Below are 22,112 nucleotides of genomic sequence, written 5' to 3'. Positions count from 1 at the left end.
TATGTTTTTGATTTATGCAATATCTTTGCGGCAGCAAACGTAAAGACAAAGCCATGAACATACAGGACCATACTTCAGCGGGCGACCTGACAAAAGGTAGCATCACGGGCACAATGCTGCGTTTCGCTATCCCGATGATGTTGGGAAACCTGCTTCAACAATGCTACAACATAGCCGACACACTCATCGTTGGACACTTCCTAGGTGCCGATGCACTGGCAGCGGTAGGGTCGGCTTATTCGCTGATGGTGTTCATTACCTCCATCTTTATCGGGCTTTGTATGGGTACAGGAGCCGTATTCTCTCTGCAATATGGAGCAAAAGATTACGAGGGAATGAAACGAAGCCTGGTCTCATCACTCCTTCTGACAGGCGGTATTACTCTCATCATCAACACGCTGTCACTGATATTCATCCATCCTATTATCCGCTGGCTGCAAACTCCTGCCGAAATCACTGGAATGATGCATGACTACCTGTTGGTGATATTCATCGGTATCTTCAGCACATTCCTTTATAATTATTATGCTTTCCTGCTCCGTGCCTTAGGCAATTCCATCGTACCACTTGCTTTCCTGGGTATATCAGTGGTACTCAACATTGTACTTGACCTGGTGTTCATCGCAATCTTCCACTGGGGCGTGACAGGAGCAGCAGTAGCCACCGTCATCTCACAAATCGTATCGGGTGTAGGACTTTGCCTGTATACCCTCTACCGCTTCCCAATATTCCGGCTAAAATGGAAACATATCCGCATCAACAGACAATCCATCCGTGAGATAGCCACTTATTCCTCACTTACATGCATGCAACAATCGGTGATGAACTTTGGCATTCTGATGGTGCAAGGGTTAGTCAACAGTTTCGGTACCGCCGTAATGGCAGCCTTTGCCATCGCTGTCAAAATTGATACCTTTGCTTATATGCCTGTACAGGACTTCGGGAATGCTTTTTCCACCTTTATTGCCCAAAACTTCGGTGCTAAGAAATTCGAACGGATAAAAAAAGGAATACACAATACGCTATGGTTCATCACCGGCTTTTGCCTATGTATCTCTGCAGCGGTCTTTGTCTTTGCACGTCCTTTGATGCAACTTTTTATCGATGCTAAAGAAACCGAAATCATCGCCATTGGGGTAGAATACTTACGTGTGGAAGGCAGTTTTTACGTAGGTATCGGATACCTTTTCATGCTCTACGGACTTTTCCGTGCCATCCGCATGCCAGGCATGTCAGTAGTGCTCACCGTCTTTTCGCTCGGTACCCGCGTCGCATTAGCTTACGGACTGGCCTCTATTCCTTCTATTGGCGTACATGGCATCTGGTGGTCCATTCCCATCGGCTGGGCACTGGCTGACCTCTTCGGATGGTGGTATTACCGCAAGGCCGCTTCCAGACTGATACCTGCCTCTTCTCTATCCTGACCCTCCGCGTGCAAGATTGAGCTTTGCGCCAGATAGCTGGGTTTGGCGGCATAGATATACATCACACTACCACCCTTAATGGCGTCAATGATAGGACGGCATAACTTCTGAGGGACAGCAGGACAACCGAAACTCCTTCCCAAACGCCCACCATTACGAATGACAGAAGGATTGGCATACGCAGCCCCGTGCATCACGATTGCACGCTGACGGGCACGATCGTTGATACCTTTTTCCAATCCTTCCAGCAACAGCGAATAACCATTTCTGCCCTGATACGTTGATTCAGTTAAATAAAACCCCAACGAACTTTTGTGTGAACCGTCTTCGTTTGAGAACGAAGTAGCATAGATGTTCCCACTGTTCTTCCCATGTGCCACCACCGAAGAGAACAGCATTTTTTTCTGCTTCATGTCGAACACGTACAAACGTTCCTGCGTAGAAGGCTTCGAAAAGTCGATAAGGGTCAGCACCTCCCGTTTCCGCTGTCCGATACGGTAATAACCCGTCACTGCCTGACGGAAAGCAATATAGTTCACCCGTCCTTCCAAGTCCATCTCGTGATACAACTGGAGGCAACGATCCACAATCTTCACTTGTGGAGCATCTTTCTTTTCTTCCGACCGACAAAGCACAGAGCTACATACGGAAGCTACCATCATCAAAATAATCAAGAAAATACGCAGCATGAAATCAATTTAGAATACGGCTGCAAAGTTACAAAATAAATAATTTTCCCACCACAGATTACACGGATTTCTCAAAATAATATTTCCACAATGCTTCTGTATTTCCAACTACTCAATAATTACTACAAGCGTAGCCTCGGTTGGCAGATAATCGAAAATGAACTTAGCATGCGAAGTAGCATTGCGCACACACATATGTGAACGGGGAATCGTACCTAGTGACCAACTGTATTCTACCATCCGGGTTTGTGGAACATTAACCGGCACGCCATGCAAATAGGCACCGTTCGTAAATCTAGATGCATATGGAGCATACCCTCCTACACCGGAACCACCGTCTTTCAAAAACACCATCCGCTCTTTCTTTTCTTGCAACAAAAACATTCCTAGTGGGGTTTCCTGTGCATATGGTGGACGGTGCATACCTGTCGTTGCCGGATTCATACTTCGAATGGTCCATTGCCCTTCTCCTGTCCGCTCCAGTGTAGTGATGTTCTGATCGAGCCGGTCGACGAATACCGCATGGTGGAACTTTATGCCCGCAGGAAGCTGTCTGACGTATCGCGACGGAACAAGCCATTCACTTTCCGCCGTCACAGGAACGATACGCAAGAAACTACCTTCCCGGTCCTTCAGATAAGCCAGTGAACCATCGCGCCCGTATCGAACAGGCATTAACGAGTCATTCGGCTCATAGAAAGGTATTGACTGATAACGCTCCACACCACATGTGTCTGCCACCCTCCCATATACGTTCCGCACATACCGATGTACCAAAGCTGCTTCTCCATTACGATTCTTATAGTTTCGAAGCACAACCCAATCCACCTCATCACGTTGCATATTTTCTATGAATGCCAAACATTTGCGAATGATTTCCCACTTAAAGCTACGCACCGTATCACCATAGGGATAGATATCTTCCAGTGTATGCTGATCGTAAAGTAAATCTTTTGTCAAAAGAATATCCGAAGCATCCAATTGCCTGGAAGCGCCTAAAGCTTCTCTTTGCGAAACCATGTCCGAAATGATTTCCAGCTTATCAGACACCGAAAAAGTCTGCACCTGCTGTTTCTCACATCCCAAAAGCAGCAGACACATCACACACGCGACCAGTAAAACCTCTCTCTTCATAGCAGGCAGGTTAAGGTTTATACAAAGATAAGCATTTTTTCCCATTTTCAAAATTAGTTGTCAAGATAATAACAAACGAACCACGTATTTTGTTCCTTTTATTCCTTACATCCTTATCCCGACACAAGAAAGATACCCAAGCTTCCTACCAGCAACTAAGAAGCTGTTTTGAATTTCTCCAAAAAGTTTTTCTTGGCTTGATGTATCTGTTTTCGTGTGTGCTTTGGGCGATTTTTGGGTCCTTTTCGCTCCTGTTCTTCGTCAGATAGCCCGCTATCTTCCTCATCACAGAAGCGAAAATGCCTCAAAAACTCATCCCAAATCATCGCACGATAAATTCAAAACAGCTTCTAATAAAAAAACGCCGCCCCAGGTGTAACCACTACAACCAGGACGGCTTCAAACAAATGTTTATAAAAGCAAATTATCAGAAGCGAACCATCATTTCTACTACCAATTTATCTTGTTCCGACTCCAATGCCAACGAGTTGTCATCGTAAAAATATTTCTCATAGTTCAAGCGGAGATCGGCTTGGAAAGGCTTACCAAAACTAAACGTCAAACCGCCAGTAACACGCTTGCGCTCGTGGTCGGTGATGATGTAATCTATCCCATCCTCATCCAATTCATCGCTGTTGTTGCCCATATAGTCGAAACGTGCCAGAAAAGACACTTTCTTTATCAAGCTTTTTTCTTTCTTGATGAAATAATCGTAATTGATGAAAGCATCCACTGCCCACACACTCTCGAACAAAGAGTGAGCATAATCCTTATACATTGCTTCTACCTCGAAATGCCAGTTATTCCAGTCATAATAAGTGCCAAGGTCGTACATGTAGATGTTGCGGTCGAACGGGCGAATGCGCTGCGTACTTAACGTCAGATTATACCCTTTGAAAGGCTGCATCTCCAGTTTTGCTGAATAAGACAAAGCTTTGTGCCACCCTTTCTGTTCGGTCAATCCTGAACCACTGAACAAACCAGCTTCCAACGAAAAGGGAAAACCTTCTTTCATACTATATTTCAACGTGGCACCCGCATCGCGCAGACTACCCATCTGCTTGGCAATGAACGAGCGGTTAGCAAAATACTGCAAGTGAGGAGAACGGTGCGCATCAATGGTAAAAGGCACACGCATTTGCCCGATGGTGACATCAAAACCTTTAAATGGAGTAACCCTTGCATAGGCATCCAACATCTTGATAACCCCCTCGTCGCAAAGGTCGATTTCAGCCTTATAACTCACGATAGGGAGCAGTCTGCCAGTCGCGCTGACACGTGCGTTACGCACTTGGAAACGTTGCTCATTGGTCGTAGTCTGATATTCGTACTTTCCACGCACTGTACCGTGAATCTCGGGAACCGCATCTTTCCAACTAAAATCTTGAGCACCGACAGATGCTACAGAGAGCGCCAACAACAGCGCAGAGAGATATTTTTTCATTTGTCTCTTCATTTTTAACTTGTGCAAAGGTAAAGGACAAAGGTAAACTATTTATGTCAAACATATTACAAACATGTTACATTTTATTAAGAGCCTGTTTTAAAATGTGCTCGGACTTAGAGCCTGTTTAAATTTTCCAATAAAGTAATATTCTATCAGGTTCTTTTGCGTTTGTTTCCGGTCTGTTTTCCCGATTTTATTCGTCAGATAGCCCGCTATCCTCCTCATAAAATCAGAAAAACATCCTCGAAAACAATTCGCAAAATTAACCTGAGCAAAATTTAAACAGGCTCTTAGAGCCTGTCGTTTAAATATATGTTTAAAGATTGTGTTACATAACAATACCAGTTTCCCGGTCTACATTGTTCGTGACCTTGGTTCCTGCATGGTGTTTCTTTCCCACACTGAAATCCCATGACAGAGTGAGCAGGAACATGTTCCCGTTATCCTTTATGAAGGACCAAGTTTCTTTCCGTACCTCATTGCTCAGCAATTTCGTGCCACCGCTCCATCCTTTGGACTTAAAGGGATAAAGCATACCGGCACCCACATTGAAGTGCTTGATAGGATATGAACATGGAAGCATACAGTTTCCAATATAACTGCCTTTTCGGTAAGATTATTAATCTTCAGGCTGTAAGATTATTAATCTTACAAGCGCAAGATTATTAATCTTACACCAGATGAAGCTATCACAATTTGCGATTTATTTTTTCCACCACATTATTGCTTGTTATTGTTACGATGATTTACATACGGTTCTTCTGGCTGTCTCCGGCTCCTGTTCCTTTGTACTTGCTCTTGGCTGCATTAAACTTATATCGTAAAGTTATGCTGATATTTCTACGGGCTTCCATTTTGATTGTCATCAGACGGTTGCCACTGTAAACAGTTGATTTTGCCTGATAGGAATTGAAAAGGTCATAGGCTTTCAGCTGAACCGAAAGGCGGTCTTTAAGGAAACTCTTATAAAGACTGATGTTGGCATACCAGCACCCTTCTTCGACCTTTGTATTTTCGTTGTCACCCGGAGTGTCGAACCCCAAATCTACATCGAGACTGATACCAAGAGGCAGCTTGAAATTGTTGTTCCAGGCAAAGCTCAATATCGGATTATTGAAGTTTTCTGTTCCATTGGATGTTTCCACTTTATACCATTGCTGGAGCAGAAGGAAATTGAACTGGGGAGACCATAATCCGATTGTTGGAGACAATGTCAGAGTGGTATATAACTTGTCACTGTTATACATGTTGTAGAAGGAATGTAACGAAACGGTCGGATTGTCTTCCGAATATGCCCTGCTCAACTGTATAATGGCATCTTCGCCGTGTATGTATCGTGAATTGAGGTATATCCACTTGTATGACACATTCAACGTAAGACGGTTTATCAGTGACGGTCTCAGCAGCGGGTTACCTCCTTCGTAGGTATATCGGTTGCCGTACATGATGTCACTTCTCAGCATCCAGTATGAAGGACGGTAGATACTGCCGGTGTAGGTCAATTGTGTCTGTACTTTACCAATCGGAAGATTCAAGGATACGGATGGGAATACGTTGTCGTATGTCCTGCTTTGCTCGTCCATATACTTGCCATCCTCGTAATAGTCGGAAGACAAATGCTCGTACCGTACACCTAACTGTGCCTGAAGTTTGCCGAAGCTGCGGGCATATTCCAGAAATGCCGAAGTAGAGTTTTCCTTGATGTTGCTGTTATTGTTATCCAGGATTCCTTCCACATTCATGTACGCATTATTCCGGTCCGTATAGGTGTATTCCCCGCCAAAAGAGAGGTTTCCTCCCCATAGTGGATGACCAAAAATCAGTTTGGTAGCATAAAGGGTATTGTCTGTCAGATTTTTGGTGGTGACAGTCTGTTTCTCTAAGGAACCTCCCGCTGGAGTGAACTGCTCCAGCATCTCCTGTGGATTCTTCGTATCCGACCAGAAACCGTCCGCATTGAAGTCGATATTCCAGTCTCCTACACGTCCGTTATAATAGACATTGAGAGTATGTCTGGTATCCTGTGTATTTCTCCAGCCCGTAGTGTGGCTCTCCTCATAAAGAACATCATCCTGATATACCTGGGTATTCATCGGATCTACCGTTTCATGTCGTTCTGGTGTCCGGTCATAATCATAGCGTGCACCCAGTGAGTGATTCTCGTTAAACTGATAATTCAGCGATAGCATGGCCGAAACATCTTTCATGTCATATTGTGTGCAGAGATATGAATCCTGTATCCATGTCTTATCCAACAGCGTTTTCTGTGTTATGGTCTTGCGGTCTTCCGTGTATCCTTTCTTGCCATACAGCATACCCGAAAGGTCAAAGCCTCCTTTTCGGTAATTGAAGTTGTACTGGTCAAGTACATTCCAACCGTAGCCGTAGCCTGTATAAAAACGGTTGTTGAAACCGAATCCTTCTCCTTGTGGTTTTTTGGTCTGAATTCGGATAACCGCATTAACCGTCGCATCATAGCGCGAGCCGGGATTGTTCACCACTTCCACGCTCTTGATGTTGTCGGATGCAAGTTGGTCGAGTTCGGATTTGTCCCGTACTTTACGTCCGTTGATATATATTTCAGGAGTTCCGGCACCAAACACTTTAATATCCCCCTCATTGGCTGATACGCCAGGTATTTTGTTTAACAGGTCGTTTCCTGTTCCTGCGTTTTCAAGGATGCTACCCGCAACTGTAGTCACCATGGCATCCCCTTTTACGCGTGTTTTAGGTAAGTCTGCTTTTACCACAACCTCACCCAATTGTTGTGCATCCGATACGAGCTGCACGATACCAATATTTGCCGGAGATACCGGCTTACAAACTGTTTTATATCCTATGGAGGATATTTTCACTATCTGGTTTTGCGATGTTGCATCCAGAGTGAATGTTCCGTCCTCACCACTGATAGTTCCATTTACAAACGCTGAATCCGGAAGAGACAATAATACGACGTTTGCATACGGTAACGGTTGGTTCTGTTCGTCTACTAGCTTCCCACTGACGGTCTGTGCCGACAAACCGAAAGAAGATGCCAAAGTGCATAGTAGCAGTAGTGTTTTCCTAAGTGTTTTCATGCTGTATGTATTATTTTGTATTTCTGTTGTAAGTTCTTCACCGACAAAGATAGAATGAATTATCGGAACAAAAATGAAAAACGTCTCTACAAGCCGGCTTATAGCATATACTTATATTCATCTGATTTTCTGATCATTACTATTATATCCACAAATTATCATCTCTACAATTGCATTTTCAATACTCTGCCAGCCATCGGTCCAACGTCATATCTTCTGCAAAACATTCTGAAAGGAAGACTCAACAACTCTCTGAAAGAATTTGTAGCCAGGAGAAATCATGTAATTGAGTTACTTGACAAATGTGATACCTCTTACTAGGGAACCTGCCAAAAGTACCGGTCGTCGTTGACAGAAAAGTTCCCCGGGTTCCGTTGGTCGCTGTCGCAGCCGGTGGGTTGCAGAAAGATGTAGTTGATAAGGTTCTCTCGGTCGCTTTCCGTATTGAACCCGTAGCGCGTCCAACTTTCCAGATAAAACAGGTTCTTGGCCATGTACTCGTACAGATAGTCTTCCGTCGTGGTCTTCTTTTCATTGTTCCAGTTGGCCTCTTCGTTCACCCGGACAGGCTGGCCGCTCCTGAGACGTACGCGCACTTCCTGCACGCTCAGCAGGTTACCCTGTTCGTCGGTCACCCAGGCGTTGTTCGTAGGGTCTATCCAAAGCCACTTGCCGAGGGTGGACGAATAGACGGCGTTAATGACGTGGCAATCGTTGATGTACGTCTTTGGCATGCAGGTGATGACGCGCGACGGAATACCCATCGACAGGTAACACTCGTTCAGCACCGTAGCCAGTCCGCGGCAGTTCAGACCTCGGCTGCCGTCCTTGCAGGCCTCAGCAAAGTTGATGGAGTTGTTTCCACCCTTCGGATTACCGTTCTGCCCGTCGTGGCGTATCTTGTTGTGGATATAGGTCAAGATGCGTTTGATGGTGCCCAGTTCGTCGCCCGCCACGGCCACGCTGTCCAGCCGGAAATAGTCACGGACGCGCTTCAGGTCGGGCTCGTCGGCCTGCGCATAGACAATCCGGGGCAGGCTGTCTACCGACTGCGTGCGGGTGTATTCCGGCGCATTCTGCAGAATATAAAGATAATCGGTGGTTTCTTTCAGACGCTTCAGGGCGGGTTGTAGTTCAGGTGCGTCCAGAATGTCTTTCAGGTCTTCGTCGTTGGTTATCCTGTTGTAGCTTACTTCAATCTTTCCGCTGTCCAGTGCTTTGAGCAGGCTGCTGGCAGCTTCTTGTTTTTTCCCTTGTATTGCCTGGATGCTGGCCATGTTATAGTAGCTGGAGTATTTGAAGTAAGCATAACCTTCGGCCAGTTGCGTCGCGTGTGCGTCGTATAAGTCGATAATCTTCTGGCAGAGGGCTTCGGCGGCCGGATAATCTTTCCCAGTATATGCGTCGAAGAGTAGCGTATTCAGCGAGTCGGCTGAGGCCAAGAACTTCCGTTCGGCATCGGTTTGTGCCGACAAGCTTGTGAAGCAGACTAAACTTAATAGTAAAATCAGCAAGTGTCCTTTCAGTCTTTTCATTGTGTGTTCTGCTTAAAAAGTAGTTGTCAATAGGATTGCTTGGACTATAAATGTAGGGCTAATAATTCAATACCACTACATTATTGTCAAAGATTCTTCTCCAGTACTTCCTGAATGATTTCCTTCACTTCCTCTTTGCTTTTGATGGCAGCTGGATGGGCATGAAAAACATTGTATTCTTCTATGGCAGCCTCCATGGGTATTTCTGCACCGGGTTGTGTTGCCTGGAAAAATAGGGTCAGGCGGCGTTTGATTTCAGGTTCAAACTCTTTGGTTATAAGTCCTTCAATACCCCATGCAGCCATATGGTCATAGAGGGGTGCATAGTAGATAAGCCCATCTGCCACATCTTGCCAACACTTATTCTTTGCACTGGTCGTAGTACCTCCGACGTGACCGTTGTAAGCCGTTTCTCCGTAAGGTGTGTTTTTCAAATCAATGGCGAACGGGCGACATTTCAACAATTCAAAGGCTGCATCCCAATGTCCTTCGCCCGTCATCGGGAAATTACTGCCATCAAACAGGTTGTAATCAAACCAATTCAGTACCACGATTTTGACTCGTTCTTCTCCAAAGATTTTCTTCATCCACCAACCCTGTGCTCCATAAACAGTATTGCTCTTTTTGAGAATAAATGAATCGTTTATAGCATGAGGCTGATTGGTTATCACCAAGGCCTTGCGTTTACCGTTCAAGGGTGTCTGGCGGGCATACATTTCCGAAATATGGGTAGCCATTAAACTGTCGCGATCGTTCAATCCAGGAGATTTCCAAAATCTTTTGTAGTCTTCTACAGTACGGATTTCATCCCATAAGAACTCGCAATCGGTAAGTCCGAGTTTGATTTTCCTTGGAGAGGTACGATTTATTTCATATATACCTTTCAGGAACTTCACACGGTTGTATTTCTCCCAAATCGGATAGAAGGTCTCCGACTTTCTATAGTAGGCATACAGGCTGTCCATGAAAGCCGCCTCCGTTGGATAACAGCCTTGCAGCAGGCGGTTTACATCATCATTCATGTTGTACGAGCCGACTTCGGTATAAACATATCCTATCTGTTCGGCAAAACGAGGATCGGCCAGGATGTCGTGAATCAGGTCGTATTGTACCGTATCACGGTGGTCGCGCTCACCCAGCACGACTATATCCGATTTCTCAAACTGCTTGAATATGTATTCTTTGGGAGACATTCCCTTTTCAGCTGCGCATGTACGCAACGCCTCGATAGAGGGTGTCTGTGCCTTTAATGCAATGGCTGTAAAAGCACTGAAAATAAAAAACAATAACTTCCTCATATATAAAATTATTTATTCAAAGTCATTCCTGAATTTAAGATAATACTTACATACGGCTCTTTTGGTTGTCACCTGCTCCTGTTCCTTTATACTTGCTCTTGGCAGTATTGAATTTATAGCGGACTGTTACCGCAAAATTTTATCTGCATCTGATAATTTTTGAATAGATATTATTGCATCAATCCACCCTCAATAAAAAAAACGACTTCATTCAATCGTTGTTTGTTGTTTTCTTCGTCTTTAAAAACAGCTGGTATGTTTAACACTTTATCCTGGATCAGATTATCCATTAAATACCACATAACTTCATGATACAAAATCACCATTGCTGTATTTTCATCATTTATATCATATTGAGTTGCGATATTGCCACAGTTGTCTTTAAGTTCTGACGAAATGGAATTAACAAGTTTATCAATAATTTGATGAAAACTATCTTGCTGTTTTTTTATGATAGGAAATAGAATGTCTCCGCTTTGGTTTGTCAAGCCGTATGGAATGAGTTTAGAGATAAGTTGCGGATTGTTTATTTTCCCATATTTGGATATTTCATCAGCGCTATCATCCATCGTTTTACTGCTTGGTGAAACCTCACTGTTGAGATAGGTTAATATCAAATTCATATCACCGAAACCATTTGTACCGAATTTAAGGTCTTTGCGTGGCTCATATAAAACCCAGTAACAACCGCTCCAACCAGCATGGTTGTTTATATCATCAAATAAAACCAGCTTTGTCCACATCCTACCGTCCAAAAGATAAGAAAAGACCAATGAAAGAGCATTATTTTCAAACCCCATGTCTTTAATTGTATGTACAAGAGAAACAAAGTCATTCTTAGTTTTTGAATACATAGACTTCGCAATCTCCTTACTAATATTTCTTAAAGATGTAGTCTGTTCTTTATCGAGAATAGGAATTGTGCATTTCCATTTTCCTTCTATTTTATTAATCAGTCCTCCTACTTCCAACAATAATAATTGGCTGTCAGAACATTTTATCCCCATATCAAGAAGTTCTCTTTGGGTATGTGGAGTACGTAAATTATACATTATTTCCCAATTATTATCAGTAAGGACATAATCTTCAGGTTGATGTCCACTAACAGCAACGAATTGGGTAGCTTCCCACTCTTTATAAGGGCGAACATCAGTTTGAGCTTTAATAGTCGAAAAAGCACATGATATAAATAAGGAAATAAAAATAGAAAATATTAATCTATTAGTCATAAGAATATTAATTTATAATTATATATTATTTAAGTTGTTCTCGTTAATCAATTTTCCGCTAACTGTCTGTGCGGATAAACTGACAGGTAGTATGATTCCTGTCAGCACAAACAAAAATACTTTAATAAATCTCATTGTCTATTACTCTTATTGTTTACGATTATCTATTCCGACCACAAAGTTAGTATATACAAATTTAAAGTGTATAAAAAGTATATCTACATTTTAATCTGAATGAAAATCCATGTATTACACTAATATACAATGATTTATCATATATTTTATGTCAAACCCAAAATCTACATTTTCATTTTTCAGAACTCTGCCACCCATCTGTCGAGTGTCATTTCATCCGGAAGACCGTCTTGCAGCGTATCGCTCAGATGCTTCTTCAGGCGGAACTTTTTCTGAGATACGGAAGTCGTATTCACACCGAAGATCTCCGACATCTGTGCGTTGTTGAAACGTAGTTTTATCAGCATACAGAGGTGTAGCTCCTGCTTCGTAAGAGTTGGGCATACACCCTGAAGGCGGCTCACGAAATTGCTGTATGTACTTTCGCACATTTGTTCCAGAGTCTCCCATTCACCGGCCTCCAGAACACGGCATTTTTCTCTCAGTTCCTTCACCAGTCTGTCGGTGTCCACCACATAGTCGGTAAGCACACGTTCCCTCTGCTTCAGGTAGAGATTTTCTTCCGATAGGTTGCGGAACTTATCTGCCTCACGTCTGGCCTTATCCAGTTTGGAAGAATAGTCGTTAATATGATGTTGAAGAGAGTTTATCTTTTCAGACAGCCTGCTGTTCTCAACCTGAAGGCTGTCTATCTGTTCACGGTATTCATGCAGTTCTTCAGAGTTCATTTCCTGACCGGACAGCTGTTCCTTCAGTTCCTCCATATAGCGGTTGTTCTGCATGAGCCGTGTCTCGTATTCGTGCAGTTGAAGCATGTAGTACTGTAGCTGTTCCGACTGTTTGCGGATGGTAGTTTCCTTTCTCACAAGCCGTTTCTGATAGAGGTAAGCTACGACAGCTATAGCCACTATCAGGCATATCGTGATGATGAACATCATACGCTGTGCATCCGCTTTCTCCAGTTTCAGACGCTGCTGTTCAGTGATGAGTTTCTGGTGGTCGTACTTCTCCTTATAGGCGATGATTTCCTTGCCTTTATCAATAGCTATGATAGAATCGTTGTAAAAAAGAAGGGAATCGCAATAGGTTTTCAGGTATTTACGGTATTTGGGAATATCCCCCAATTTATATAGGTATTGGTATGCAGACACCTTAGTATAAATGTTATCAGTTTTTAAAGCTTTATTTAAAAAGAAATAAGCTGAATCCATTTGCCCCAAAAGGTAGTAGTCCTTTCCCATCAATGAAGCTCGCTGGTATGTAATTGGAAAGCTTTTTATAATCTCTAAAGACTTTTTGATATCACCTTTATGCATATATACTAAGGCTATTTCGCTCTGTATGTCATAATAATAACTTTCAAGATCAAGTTCTAAAGTCAGCTCACTACATTTATGATATGTATCTATTGCCTTCGACAATGAATCTGAAATGCAATAACATCTGGCCAGATATTTAAGAGAAGCTAACTGATAACGCTTGTTGGAATCTTTCACAGCATAATCGTATGCCTTCCTGCTGGCTTCCAAAGCATAATCAGCAAAATCACGATATAAATATAACCTACATAATGAGATCATGACCAGATAACCCGTTTTGTAGTCATCCGTTTTTTCCACTTCTGTTTTACCCTCCAGATAATACTGCATGGCTTCCTCTATATTCCTTAATTCATAATTTATATCACCCATATAAAGTGCCGACATTGCTTTTCTACGAGCATTATCTGTCGGTTTATAATAATCGTATGCAATCCTCACAAGTGAATCTGAATGGATTTTCATCATCTGTTTGTACTGCGCCTGAGTAACCAACAGACACCACAGCGCATGGTTCTCCTTATCAGTTTGTGACGAAGGAATCTCCATACTTTCCAATAGATGCAATGCACTGTCCGGATGGTCGAACATTACCTTTTCCGCTTGTTCAAGTTCCGGCATCAGTTTGTTTGTTGTTTTATTTCCGTTGCATCCTGAAATTATCAAAATAGAATATAATATTATAATTGCGTATATTATTTGTCTCATATAATCATTATTTTCGATGCAAAAGTATAAAAATATTGCTTTCAGCTATGTTCCTAAGGTTATTTATCGAGTGTTTTCCCGCCTTTGATAAGCAACCGTCCCCGTTTGCCTGTGCGAACGCCGTCGTACGAATACCACAAGGCGGCATCATTACATTCCCGGAAACAATTCGCAAATAAACCTGAGCAAAATTTAAACCTTACACAAAGCGCAACGTTTCCACCTTTTCCAACCGCGCACGCAAACGCGGCATTTCCGACTTACGGATGCGCAGACGCATGAAACAATCCATATCATAGGATTGGCTCACAATCTCAGGCAGATTTTCTTTCACAACCCGCATCACATCGTTCATAAAAGGATATTCAAAAGCGATGCCCACTTCTTCGTCAACCGTCTTTTCTACCACTTCGGCTTCCTCCAAAGCCAGTGAAGCAGCCGTACGGTATGCTACTATCAGCCCGCTTGTACCTAACTTGATACCCCCAAAATAGCGCACCACAATCACCAGCACATCGGTCAGCTCTTTCGAATTGATTTGCCCCAATATCGGTTTTCCGGCTGTACCCGAAGGCTCTCCGTTATCATTGGCACGGAAATTCTTCCGCTCCGCCCCTAACATGTAAGCATAACACACATGGCGGGCATCGTAATATTTCTTCTGGTAAATATCCAGCTGTTCTTTCACCGCTTCAAGGGTACGCACAGGAAGGGCAACGGCGATAAACTTGCTCCGCTTCTCCGTATAAACAGCTTCCGAAGGTCCGGTTATGGTTCTATAGGTATCGTCCACGTGTCCTCCTGCCTTTTTCGGTTAACGTTGCGGGAAATGATGATTACGGTGAATCACCCGTACCTGAAGCTGGCGAATCAACGACTTGCCCAGAATGATAAGTGTCACGGCTATCAGTATCAGCACAATTCCCAATATAATGCGGGGAGTAAGCCGTTCGCCGAACACCAACACCCCGCAACAGATAGCGGTCAGCGGTTCTAATGCACCTAATATGGCGGCTGGGGTCGAACCGATATAATGAATGGACTTTGTCATTGCCACCAATGAAATAACGGTCGGGAACAAGGCAAGGCATACCGGATTTATCCATAATACCGGCTGGCTGACTACATCCAGTTGGGTGCAGAATTTCAAGCGTATCACATAGACGCTCAAGCCAGACAACAAGACATAGAATGTCAGCTTGGCGATAGGCATATCCTTCAATACCGAACGGTTTACACCTATTATATACAGAGCATACGTGAGCGAGGATATAAAGACCAGCGTCACGCCCGTCAGGCTTAAAGTCTGCCCGCCTTCGCCTTGATAAAGCAACGAGATGCCCGTAAACGCCAATGCGATAGAAATCATTGTTATCGGGGAAACTTTTTCTTTAAAGAATACCGCCATCAGAATGGCCACCAGCACCGGATAGACAAACAGGATGGTGGAGGCAATCCCCGCATCCATATAATTATAAGACAAGAACAAAGTAAGCGACGAGAAGGAAAAGAGCAGTCCCATGATTACCAACGGCAACACTTCGCACCGGCGCAATGCAAACGACTGCTTCTGCACCAACATCATCACGCCAAGCATGACCAGCCCAAAGGCATACCGGTAAAACAACACAGAATCCGCCCCCATGCCATCGGCATAAAGAGGCAAGGCGAACAAGGGATTCAACCCATAACTGGCAGCTGCTATAGCTCCATACGCAAACCCTTTGAATGTAACACGCTCCATAAATCCAATCCGTTTTTCAAAACCGGGTGCAAAGATAGGAGTTTTTAAATGAAGAATGAAGAATGAAGAACAAAGAATTTTTGCGTTTTTACAATTCTTCATTTATGGGATAGGAGTTAGAGGGAGTTAGCCTTGCTTCTGAAACCGACATCAGAAACACAGATTTTCGCGGATTATTTTAATTTACTATTTTTCGATTTACGAAGTACGATTTAGAAACTGTTTTGAATTTATCGTGCGATGATTTGGGATGAGTTTTTGTGGCATTTCCGCTTCTGTGATGAGGAAGATAGCGGGCTATCTGACGAAGAACAGGAGCGGAAAGGACCAAAAAATCGCCCAAAGCACACACGAAAACGGATACATCAAGACGAGAAAAACTTTTTGAAGAAATTCAAAACAGTTTCTTAATGCTCAAATAGTAGATAGTAAATTGTCAAATCGTAAATTAAAATAATTTGAATATCCGCATTTCACCCAATTGCCCCTACATGGGATGTTTGCGGATATTCAATTAAAATAATCTGCGTGAATCTGCGTTTCTGAAATAACTCCCTCTAACTCCTATTCCAGCTTATGAACAACAAGCCCCGAACGCAACTTAGGCTCGAACCAGGTGGTTTTGGGCGGCATAATGTTGCCCGTATCGGCAATGTCCATCAACTGCTTCATCGATACCGGATACAACGCCAGCGCCATTTGCATCTCGCCGCTATCCACCCGCTTCTTCAGCTCTCCCAATCCACGGATGCCGCCTACGAAATCAATGCGCTTGTCCGAGCGCAAATCCTTAATGCCTAATATCTCATCCAGAATCAATCTGGAAGAAATCGTCACATCCAGCACGCCTATCGGGTCAGTATCATCATACGTATCCGGCTTCGCGGTCAGGCTATACCATTTGCCCCCTACATAAAGCGAAAAGTTGTGCAAAGCCTGCGGCTTATAGATTTCCGCCCCCTTCTCCTCCACCTCAAAATGCTTTCTCAAGGCTTCGATGAAAGCTTGTGGAGTCAATCCGTTCAAATCCTTCACAACCCGGTTATAGTCAATAATGGTCAACTGATTGGCGGGGAAACATACTGCCATGAAGTAATTGTATTCTTCATCCCCTTTGTGGTTCGGATTCTGCCGGGCTTTCTCCGCCCCCACCAGTGCAGCCGCCGCACTCCGGTGATGCCCGTCGGCAATATACATGGCAGGAATCTTTTCAAATGCACGCGTGATGGCTTCGATGTCCTCCTCCGCGTCTATTACCCAAAATGTGTGGCCGAATCCGTCTCCCGGCGCGATGAAATCGTATTCAGGCTTCCGTTCCACATATTTCTTCACAATCGCATCCAGTTCCGCGTTTTCCGGATAAGCGAAGAAAACCGGTTCGATATTCGCATTATTCACCCGTACATGCTTCATGCGGTCTTCTTCCTTATCGCGGCGGGTCAGTTCGTGCTTCTTGATGTTCCCGTTCATGTAGTCGGGCACGTACGCACCTACCACCAATCCATATTGGGTCTTCCCGTCCATCGTCTGGGCATAGACGTAATAGCACGCCTTTTCATCCTGCACCAGCCAGCCTTTCTCTTGGAACATCCGGAAATTCTCTGCCGCTTTTTCATATACGCGCGGGTCATGCTCATCCGTTCCTTCGGGAAAGTCTATCTCAGGCTTGATAATGTGATACAGCGATTTCTCATTGCCCGCGGCTTCTGCCCGCGCCTCTTCCGAATTAAGCACGTCATAGGGGCGCGAAGCCACTTCCTCCACCAACTCTTTCGGCGGACGTATGCCTTTAAAGGGTCTTATCTTTACCATAGTATTCAGTTGATAATTAATAATTAATAATTAATAATTATATCATACGCGGTATGGATTTTGCTACGCCGGATTTGTAATCCGAAAGAACAAAACAATCACAGTGCCGCATAGTCAATTATTAACTATTAATTATTAATTGTTAATTGATAGTTACTTATTCACCCGGAACTTCTCACATCCGTCTTTCAAAAAGCCGACAATCTGTTTTGCGGCTGCTATGCCCGCGTTGATATTGGCTTCGGCGGTCTGTGCGCCCATCTTCTTCGGAGTAGAGAAATAACGTCCGGGGAATTGCTCGGCAAATTCGGCATGATGGACCGGCATGATATCCGTCACATACTTCAAGTCAGGACGGTCGTTCATCAAACGAAGCAAGTCTGCCTCGTTAATGACTTCCTTACGTGCCGTATTCACCAGCAGCCCGTTCTTCGGCATACGGTTCACCAAATCATAATTGATGGAATTCTTCGTTTCAGCAGTAGCCGGGATGTGAAGCGAAACCACGTTACAGGTTTCGTACAAGGCTTCGGCGGAATCTACCGGAACGATTCCGTCACCCTCCATCACTTCTTTGGGGCAATAAGCATCGTAAGCATAAATCTCCATGCCGATACCCTTAGCGATACGGGCCACATTGCGTCCCACATTTCCGTAGGCATGAATACCCAGTTTCTTGCCTTTCAACTCCGTACCGGATTTGCCATCATAAAAATTGCGGACAGCCATTATCATCATTCCGAAAGCCAGCTCTGCCACCGCATTCGAGTTCTGCCCCGGCGTATTCATTACGCATACGCCATGAGCCGTAGCCGCTTCAAGGTCTACATTGTCATATCCCGCTCCGGCACGTACTACAATCTTCAGTTCCTTGGCAGCATCCAACACTTCATTGTCTATCACGTCGCTCCGGATAATCAAAGCATTTGCGTCTTTCACCGCATCCAGCAATTGCGCCTTATCGGTATATTTCTCCAACAGGGCCAATTCATAACCAGCTCCTTCTATTTCTTTACGGATACCGTCTACCGCTACCTTAGCAAACGGTTTCTCTGTTGCAACCAATATTTTCATAGAAATCCAATGTTAAATTAATAAATTAGAGGGAGTTAAAAGAAGTTAGAGGGAGTTAGATGCCAATACCTTTTACAATTTTCAGAGGCAAGAGTATTGACCTTTAACTCCTTGAACGAAGTGATAACTCCTGTGAAACATAACTACCTTTAACTCCCGTGAAACATAACTGAGCAAATCAATGCATCTTCTCGAACTCCTGCATGCAGTCAATCAATGCCTGTACGCTTTCCACAGGCAGTGCATTGTAGCATGAAGCACGGAATCCTCCGACCGAACGGTGACCCTTAATGCCTACCATACCTTTTTCGGTGGCAAACTTCAAGAAATCAGCTTCCAGTTCTTTATATTCGTCAGCCATCACAAAACAAATGTTCATATACGAACGGTCTTCGGGAGCCGTCACCGTGCCACGGAACAACTTGTTGCGGTCAATCTCGGCATACAGCATGTCCGAACGCAACTTGGCACGGCGCTGCATTTCCTCTACCCCGCCTTGCGCCTTCAGCCAACGCAAGGTCTGCAAAGCCGCATAAATAGGCACTACAGGAGGTGTATTGAACATAGAGCCCTTCTCGATATGGGTCTGGTAATTCAGCATGGTCGGAATGTGACGCGAAACTTTCCCTACCGCATCATTCTTCACGATAACAAAAGTCACGCCTGCAGGAGCTAGGTTCTTTTGCGCGCCGCCATAAATACAGATATACTTCGATACGTCAATCGGACGTGAAAAGATATCAGACGACATATCTGCCACCAACGGCACGTTCACTTCCGGATCGGCATGCAACTCTGTACCATAGATGGTATTGTTAGTCGTGATGTGAAAATAGTCTACGTCAGCAGGTACATCATACCCTTTCGGAATGAAAGTGTAGTTGGCATCTGCCGAAGAAGCCACCTCAATCACCTCACCGAAAGCCTTAGCCTCCTTCATCGCTTTCTTTGCCCAAGTACCTGTATTGAGATAAGCGGCTTTCTTTTCCAAGAAATTGTAGGGTACCATGCAGAACTCCAGGCTCGCACCACCCCCTAGGAACAATACCGAATAGCCGTCAGGGATATTCAAAAGTTCTTTAAACAATGCCACAGCTTCGTCCACCACCGGTTGGAAGTCTTTAGCGCGGTGACTGATTTCCATCAACGAAAGCCCTGAACCGTTAAAGTCCAGAATTGCCTGAGCTGTTTTCTCGATTACTTCGCGAGGCAAAATAGAAGGTCCCGCATTAAAATTATGTTTTTTCATTTGGCAGTTTGTTTAGGTTAGACAATATCATTAAATTCTTTTGTTGCGAATATAGTGATAATTTTTAGACTCCCAAAAGATTTCCTTATATTTTTATGCCGGGACCACCTTTTTTCTTACAAAATAAGAACTGAATCGCGATTTTGATTACATATTGACACATCTCAATCCCCCTATGATTTACATCCGTCCTGCAATCATAGCATTTTGTACGTAACTGAGAAGTTCACTGAGATATTTCTGACACAAAGTTATTATTTTGCCAATTCTATCAAAGCTTTTACCCCTTTTATCTTTTCATTTTGTATAAGATTTAATGTTTGTTTGCATTTATTGCGTGCAATGGCAGCGTAGGCATGACGTTCCTTCACGTCCACCTTGCCGATGTCATCACGCCCAAGGTTAGCCTTCTTCGACAAAAAGCCCACAATATCCACCTTGTTGACCTTGTCCTTTTTCCCTTTCCCGATATACAAGGTCACGAAGCGAGGCAGCGCAGGTTCGGGCAATCGTTGAGGGAACTCAAACATTTCCATCTCCCCGTCCAAGTATCCGGGCAACTGCTCCTCACTATAAAGGATGACATAAGCATTGCCTTCAGCTTCCCAACGTGCTGTGCGTCCGTTGCGGTGTACAAAACCGTCAGCGGAAACAGGCAGATGATAATGCACCACATTACGGATTTCGGGAATGTCAAGCCCACGTGCCGCCAGATCGGTCGACACCAATACCGGACAACTACCGTTACGGAACTTATAAAGCGCCCGCTCACGCTCTTCCTGTTCCATTCCTCCGTGATACACCTCGGCATACACCTTCATTCCACGCAGGTACGTCCCTATTCGCTCCGCACTCTCACGATGGTTGCAAAACACCAGCGTTGACTCATCACCCAAGCAACAGAGCAGCTTGTACAATGTCTCCAGCTTATCTTTCACAGGCGACTCCACCTTATATATATGCAGGCGCGAACCTATACCAGCATGTAGGAAATCCAACTTATGCATACGGTTCATTCCAGCAAAGCGGGGAATTTCCTCGGCATCCGTAGCTGATAACAAAAGGCGCCGCTCTACGCATGGCAACTGCCCGAGCACAGAAGCCATCTCTTCCTGGAAGCCAAACTCCAAACACTTGTCGAACTCATCGATAACCAGCATCCGTACCGTTGAGGCATCAAAGTTCGCCTTCTGTAAATGGTCATTCATGCGTCCCGGCGTACCGATGATAACTGAAGGCAACAAGCTGTTCATCGTCCGGTGTTCGTCCATCGCCGGACGGCCACCATAACAGCTCATCACCTTGAAAGGAGTACCCATCTGCCTAAACACCTGCTCAATTTGCAGAGCCAATTCACGCGAAGGTACCAGCACTACTGCCTGCACTCCCTTCACACCGGATTTAAGAAAAGAAACCAACGGCAACAAATAGGCCAGCGTCTTACCTGAGCCTGTCGGCGAAAGCAAGACCAAATCGCCTCCTTCACCGAAAGCCTGTAGGGATGCACGCTGCATCTCATTCAACACCTTTATACCCATCCGTTCCAGTATTTCATCCATATTTTTTATCATTATATTACTCAAGTATTATATTACGAATTTTTACGATTCAAATAATAACCACAAAAGATTCAGGCACTGTTTTTAAGATAAATGCATCAAAAGTATACATTCAGAGTAAAAGATGTTCAAAAATATATACTGCATCGGCAGAGACAGTGCCCGTTCAACCAGGCATTCTTTCAGAAATATTACTACATAAAAAACCTTGATGGCCATTTGTTTAGCCACCAAGGATCTTTTAAGAGCGGTAAGCGGGACTCGAACCCGTGACCCTCAGCTTGGGAAGCTGATGCTCTACCAACTGAGCTACTACCGCATTACCTTTATTTCGGGTGCAAAAATAGAATTTTATTGTGAAATAGCCAAACGAAATCACATCAAATATTTATTTTTTAATCAAAATATGCAATATACGCAATTACCCCCAATAACAGGCACTTTCCAAATGAAGATATCTTACTTTGCCGTTCCAATTATCTTCGTAAGCTGTCGCAATTAACTGGAATGGCTTATGAAGTATATCATCTTTTTGAAAGCATATTAATTAAACGGAGCGGACATTCACATTTAGAGCCTGTCGTTTAAATTTTCCAATAAAGTAAGAAGCTGTTTTGAATTTATCGTGCGATGATTTGGGATGAGTTTTTGAGGCATTTTTGCTTCTGTGATGAGGAAG

18 protein-coding genes and 1 tRNA gene are annotated in these 22,112 nt (G+C 44.0%); 2 read left to right on the top strand and 17 right to left on the bottom strand.

What is annotated here, in order from left to right; genetic code table 11:
* The first annotated feature begins 53 nt into the window (after positions 1-53).
* Complete coding sequence (locus B5G04_RS17840; RefSeq protein ID WP_087398251.1) at positions 54-1,424, top strand: MATE family efflux transporter; 1,371 nt, start codon at positions 54-56, stop codon at positions 1,422-1,424.
* On the opposite strand, the gene B5G04_RS17835 is transcribed toward B5G04_RS17840, so the two are convergent.
* The 12 genes from B5G04_RS17835 to B5G04_RS17785 all read right to left on the bottom strand — a co-directional run bounded on the left by B5G04_RS17835 (position 1,376) and on the right by B5G04_RS17785 (position 15,739).
* On the bottom strand, positions 1,376-2,113 hold the full coding sequence (locus B5G04_RS17835; RefSeq protein WP_087212170.1) for a murein L,D-transpeptidase catalytic domain family protein: 738 nt from the start codon (positions 2,111-2,113) through the stop codon (positions 1,376-1,378). The genes B5G04_RS17840 and B5G04_RS17835 overlap by 49 nt on opposite strands.
* Positions 2,114-2,221: 108 nt before the next feature.
* Positions 2,222-3,247 (bottom strand): L,D-transpeptidase family protein, encoded by a 1,026-nt coding sequence (locus tag B5G04_RS17830; RefSeq protein ID WP_087398250.1) that lies wholly within the window; start codon positions 3,245-3,247, stop codon positions 2,222-2,224.
* A gap of 155 nt (positions 3,248-3,402) precedes the next feature.
* Positions 3,403-3,573, bottom strand: a complete 171-nt coding sequence (locus B5G04_RS20065) for a hypothetical protein (RefSeq protein WP_158100135.1) — start codon at positions 3,571-3,573, stop codon at positions 3,403-3,405.
* A gap of 101 nt (positions 3,574-3,674) precedes the next feature.
* Complete coding sequence (locus B5G04_RS17825; protein WP_087398237.1) at positions 3,675-4,691, bottom strand: porin; 1,017 nt, start codon at positions 4,689-4,691, stop codon at positions 3,675-3,677.
* Positions 4,692-5,022: 331 nt separating this feature from the next.
* On the bottom strand, positions 5,023-5,277 hold the full coding sequence (locus tag B5G04_RS17820; RefSeq protein WP_204247034.1) for a hypothetical protein: 255 nt from the start codon (positions 5,275-5,277) through the stop codon (positions 5,023-5,025).
* Between the two features lie 163 nt (positions 5,278-5,440).
* Positions 5,441-7,771, bottom strand: a complete 2,331-nt coding sequence (locus B5G04_RS17815; protein ID WP_087398236.1) for a TonB-dependent receptor — start codon at positions 7,769-7,771, stop codon at positions 5,441-5,443.
* 317 nt (positions 7,772-8,088) lie between these two features.
* Positions 8,089-9,306, bottom strand: a complete 1,218-nt coding sequence (locus tag B5G04_RS17810; RefSeq protein WP_235300635.1) for a transglutaminase-like domain-containing protein — start codon at positions 9,304-9,306, stop codon at positions 8,089-8,091.
* Positions 9,307-9,392: 86 nt separating this feature from the next.
* Positions 9,393-10,604: a hypothetical protein gene (locus tag B5G04_RS17805; protein WP_239414148.1), complete on the bottom strand. Its 1,212-nt coding sequence runs from the start codon at positions 10,602-10,604 to the stop codon at positions 9,393-9,395.
* A gap of 170 nt (positions 10,605-10,774) precedes the next feature.
* Positions 10,775-11,833, bottom strand: a complete 1,059-nt coding sequence (locus tag B5G04_RS17800) for a hypothetical protein (protein WP_143270488.1) — start codon at positions 11,831-11,833, stop codon at positions 10,775-10,777.
* Between the two features lie 314 nt (positions 11,834-12,147).
* Positions 12,148-13,908, bottom strand: a complete 1,761-nt coding sequence (locus B5G04_RS17795; RefSeq protein ID WP_087398235.1) for a hypothetical protein — start codon at positions 13,906-13,908, stop codon at positions 12,148-12,150.
* A 286-nt stretch (positions 13,909-14,194) separates the two neighbouring features.
* Positions 14,195-14,788, bottom strand: a complete 594-nt coding sequence (locus B5G04_RS17790; RefSeq protein WP_087213434.1) for a YigZ family protein — start codon at positions 14,786-14,788, stop codon at positions 14,195-14,197.
* Positions 14,789-14,809: 21 nt separating this feature from the next.
* Complete coding sequence (locus B5G04_RS17785) at positions 14,810-15,739, bottom strand: EamA family transporter (RefSeq protein WP_087398234.1); 930 nt, start codon at positions 15,737-15,739, stop codon at positions 14,810-14,812.
* Positions 15,740-15,979: 240 nt separating this feature from the next.
* On the opposite strand from B5G04_RS17785, the gene B5G04_RS20060 reads away from it, so the two are divergent.
* On the top strand, positions 15,980-16,150 hold the full coding sequence (locus B5G04_RS20060; RefSeq protein ID WP_158100134.1) for a hypothetical protein: 171 nt from the start codon (positions 15,980-15,982) through the stop codon (positions 16,148-16,150).
* Positions 16,151-16,303: 153 nt separating this feature from the next.
* Here B5G04_RS20060 and B5G04_RS17780 read toward each other — a convergent pair whose 3' ends face one another.
* The 5 genes from B5G04_RS17780 to B5G04_RS17760 all read right to left on the bottom strand — a co-directional run bounded on the left by B5G04_RS17780 (position 16,304) and on the right by B5G04_RS17760 (position 21,752).
* Positions 16,304-17,551 carry a DUF1015 domain-containing protein gene (locus tag B5G04_RS17780; protein ID WP_013616293.1) on the bottom strand — a complete coding sequence of 416 codons (1,248 nt, stop codon included), beginning with the start codon at positions 17,549-17,551 and terminating at the stop codon, positions 16,304-16,306.
* A 153-nt stretch (positions 17,552-17,704) separates the two neighbouring features.
* Positions 17,705-18,625 carry an NAD(P)-dependent oxidoreductase gene (locus B5G04_RS17775; RefSeq protein ID WP_013616292.1) on the bottom strand — a complete coding sequence of 307 codons (921 nt, stop codon included), beginning with the start codon at positions 18,623-18,625 and terminating at the stop codon, positions 17,705-17,707.
* Between the two features lie 178 nt (positions 18,626-18,803).
* Positions 18,804-19,874: a 3-phosphoserine/phosphohydroxythreonine transaminase gene (gene serC / locus B5G04_RS17770; RefSeq protein ID WP_022039085.1), complete on the bottom strand. Its 1,071-nt coding sequence runs from the start codon at positions 19,872-19,874 to the stop codon at positions 18,804-18,806.
* Between the two features lie 254 nt (positions 19,875-20,128).
* On the bottom strand, positions 20,129-21,445 hold the full coding sequence (locus B5G04_RS17765) for a DEAD/DEAH box helicase (RefSeq protein WP_087398233.1): 1,317 nt from the start codon (positions 21,443-21,445) through the stop codon (positions 20,129-20,131).
* Between the two features lie 234 nt (positions 21,446-21,679).
* Positions 21,680-21,752, bottom strand: a tRNA-Gly gene (locus B5G04_RS17760).
* Positions 21,753-22,112: the final 360 nt, after the last annotated feature.

Origin of the sequence: Bacteroides sp. An51A (genome assembly GCF_002161565.1) — a bacterium.
GTDB classification, from domain to species: Bacteria; Bacteroidota; Bacteroidia; order Bacteroidales; family Bacteroidaceae; genus Phocaeicola; species Phocaeicola intestinalis.
Note: the sequence above shows the minus strand (reverse complement) of the source record. Positions and strands in the feature narration are given on the sequence as shown.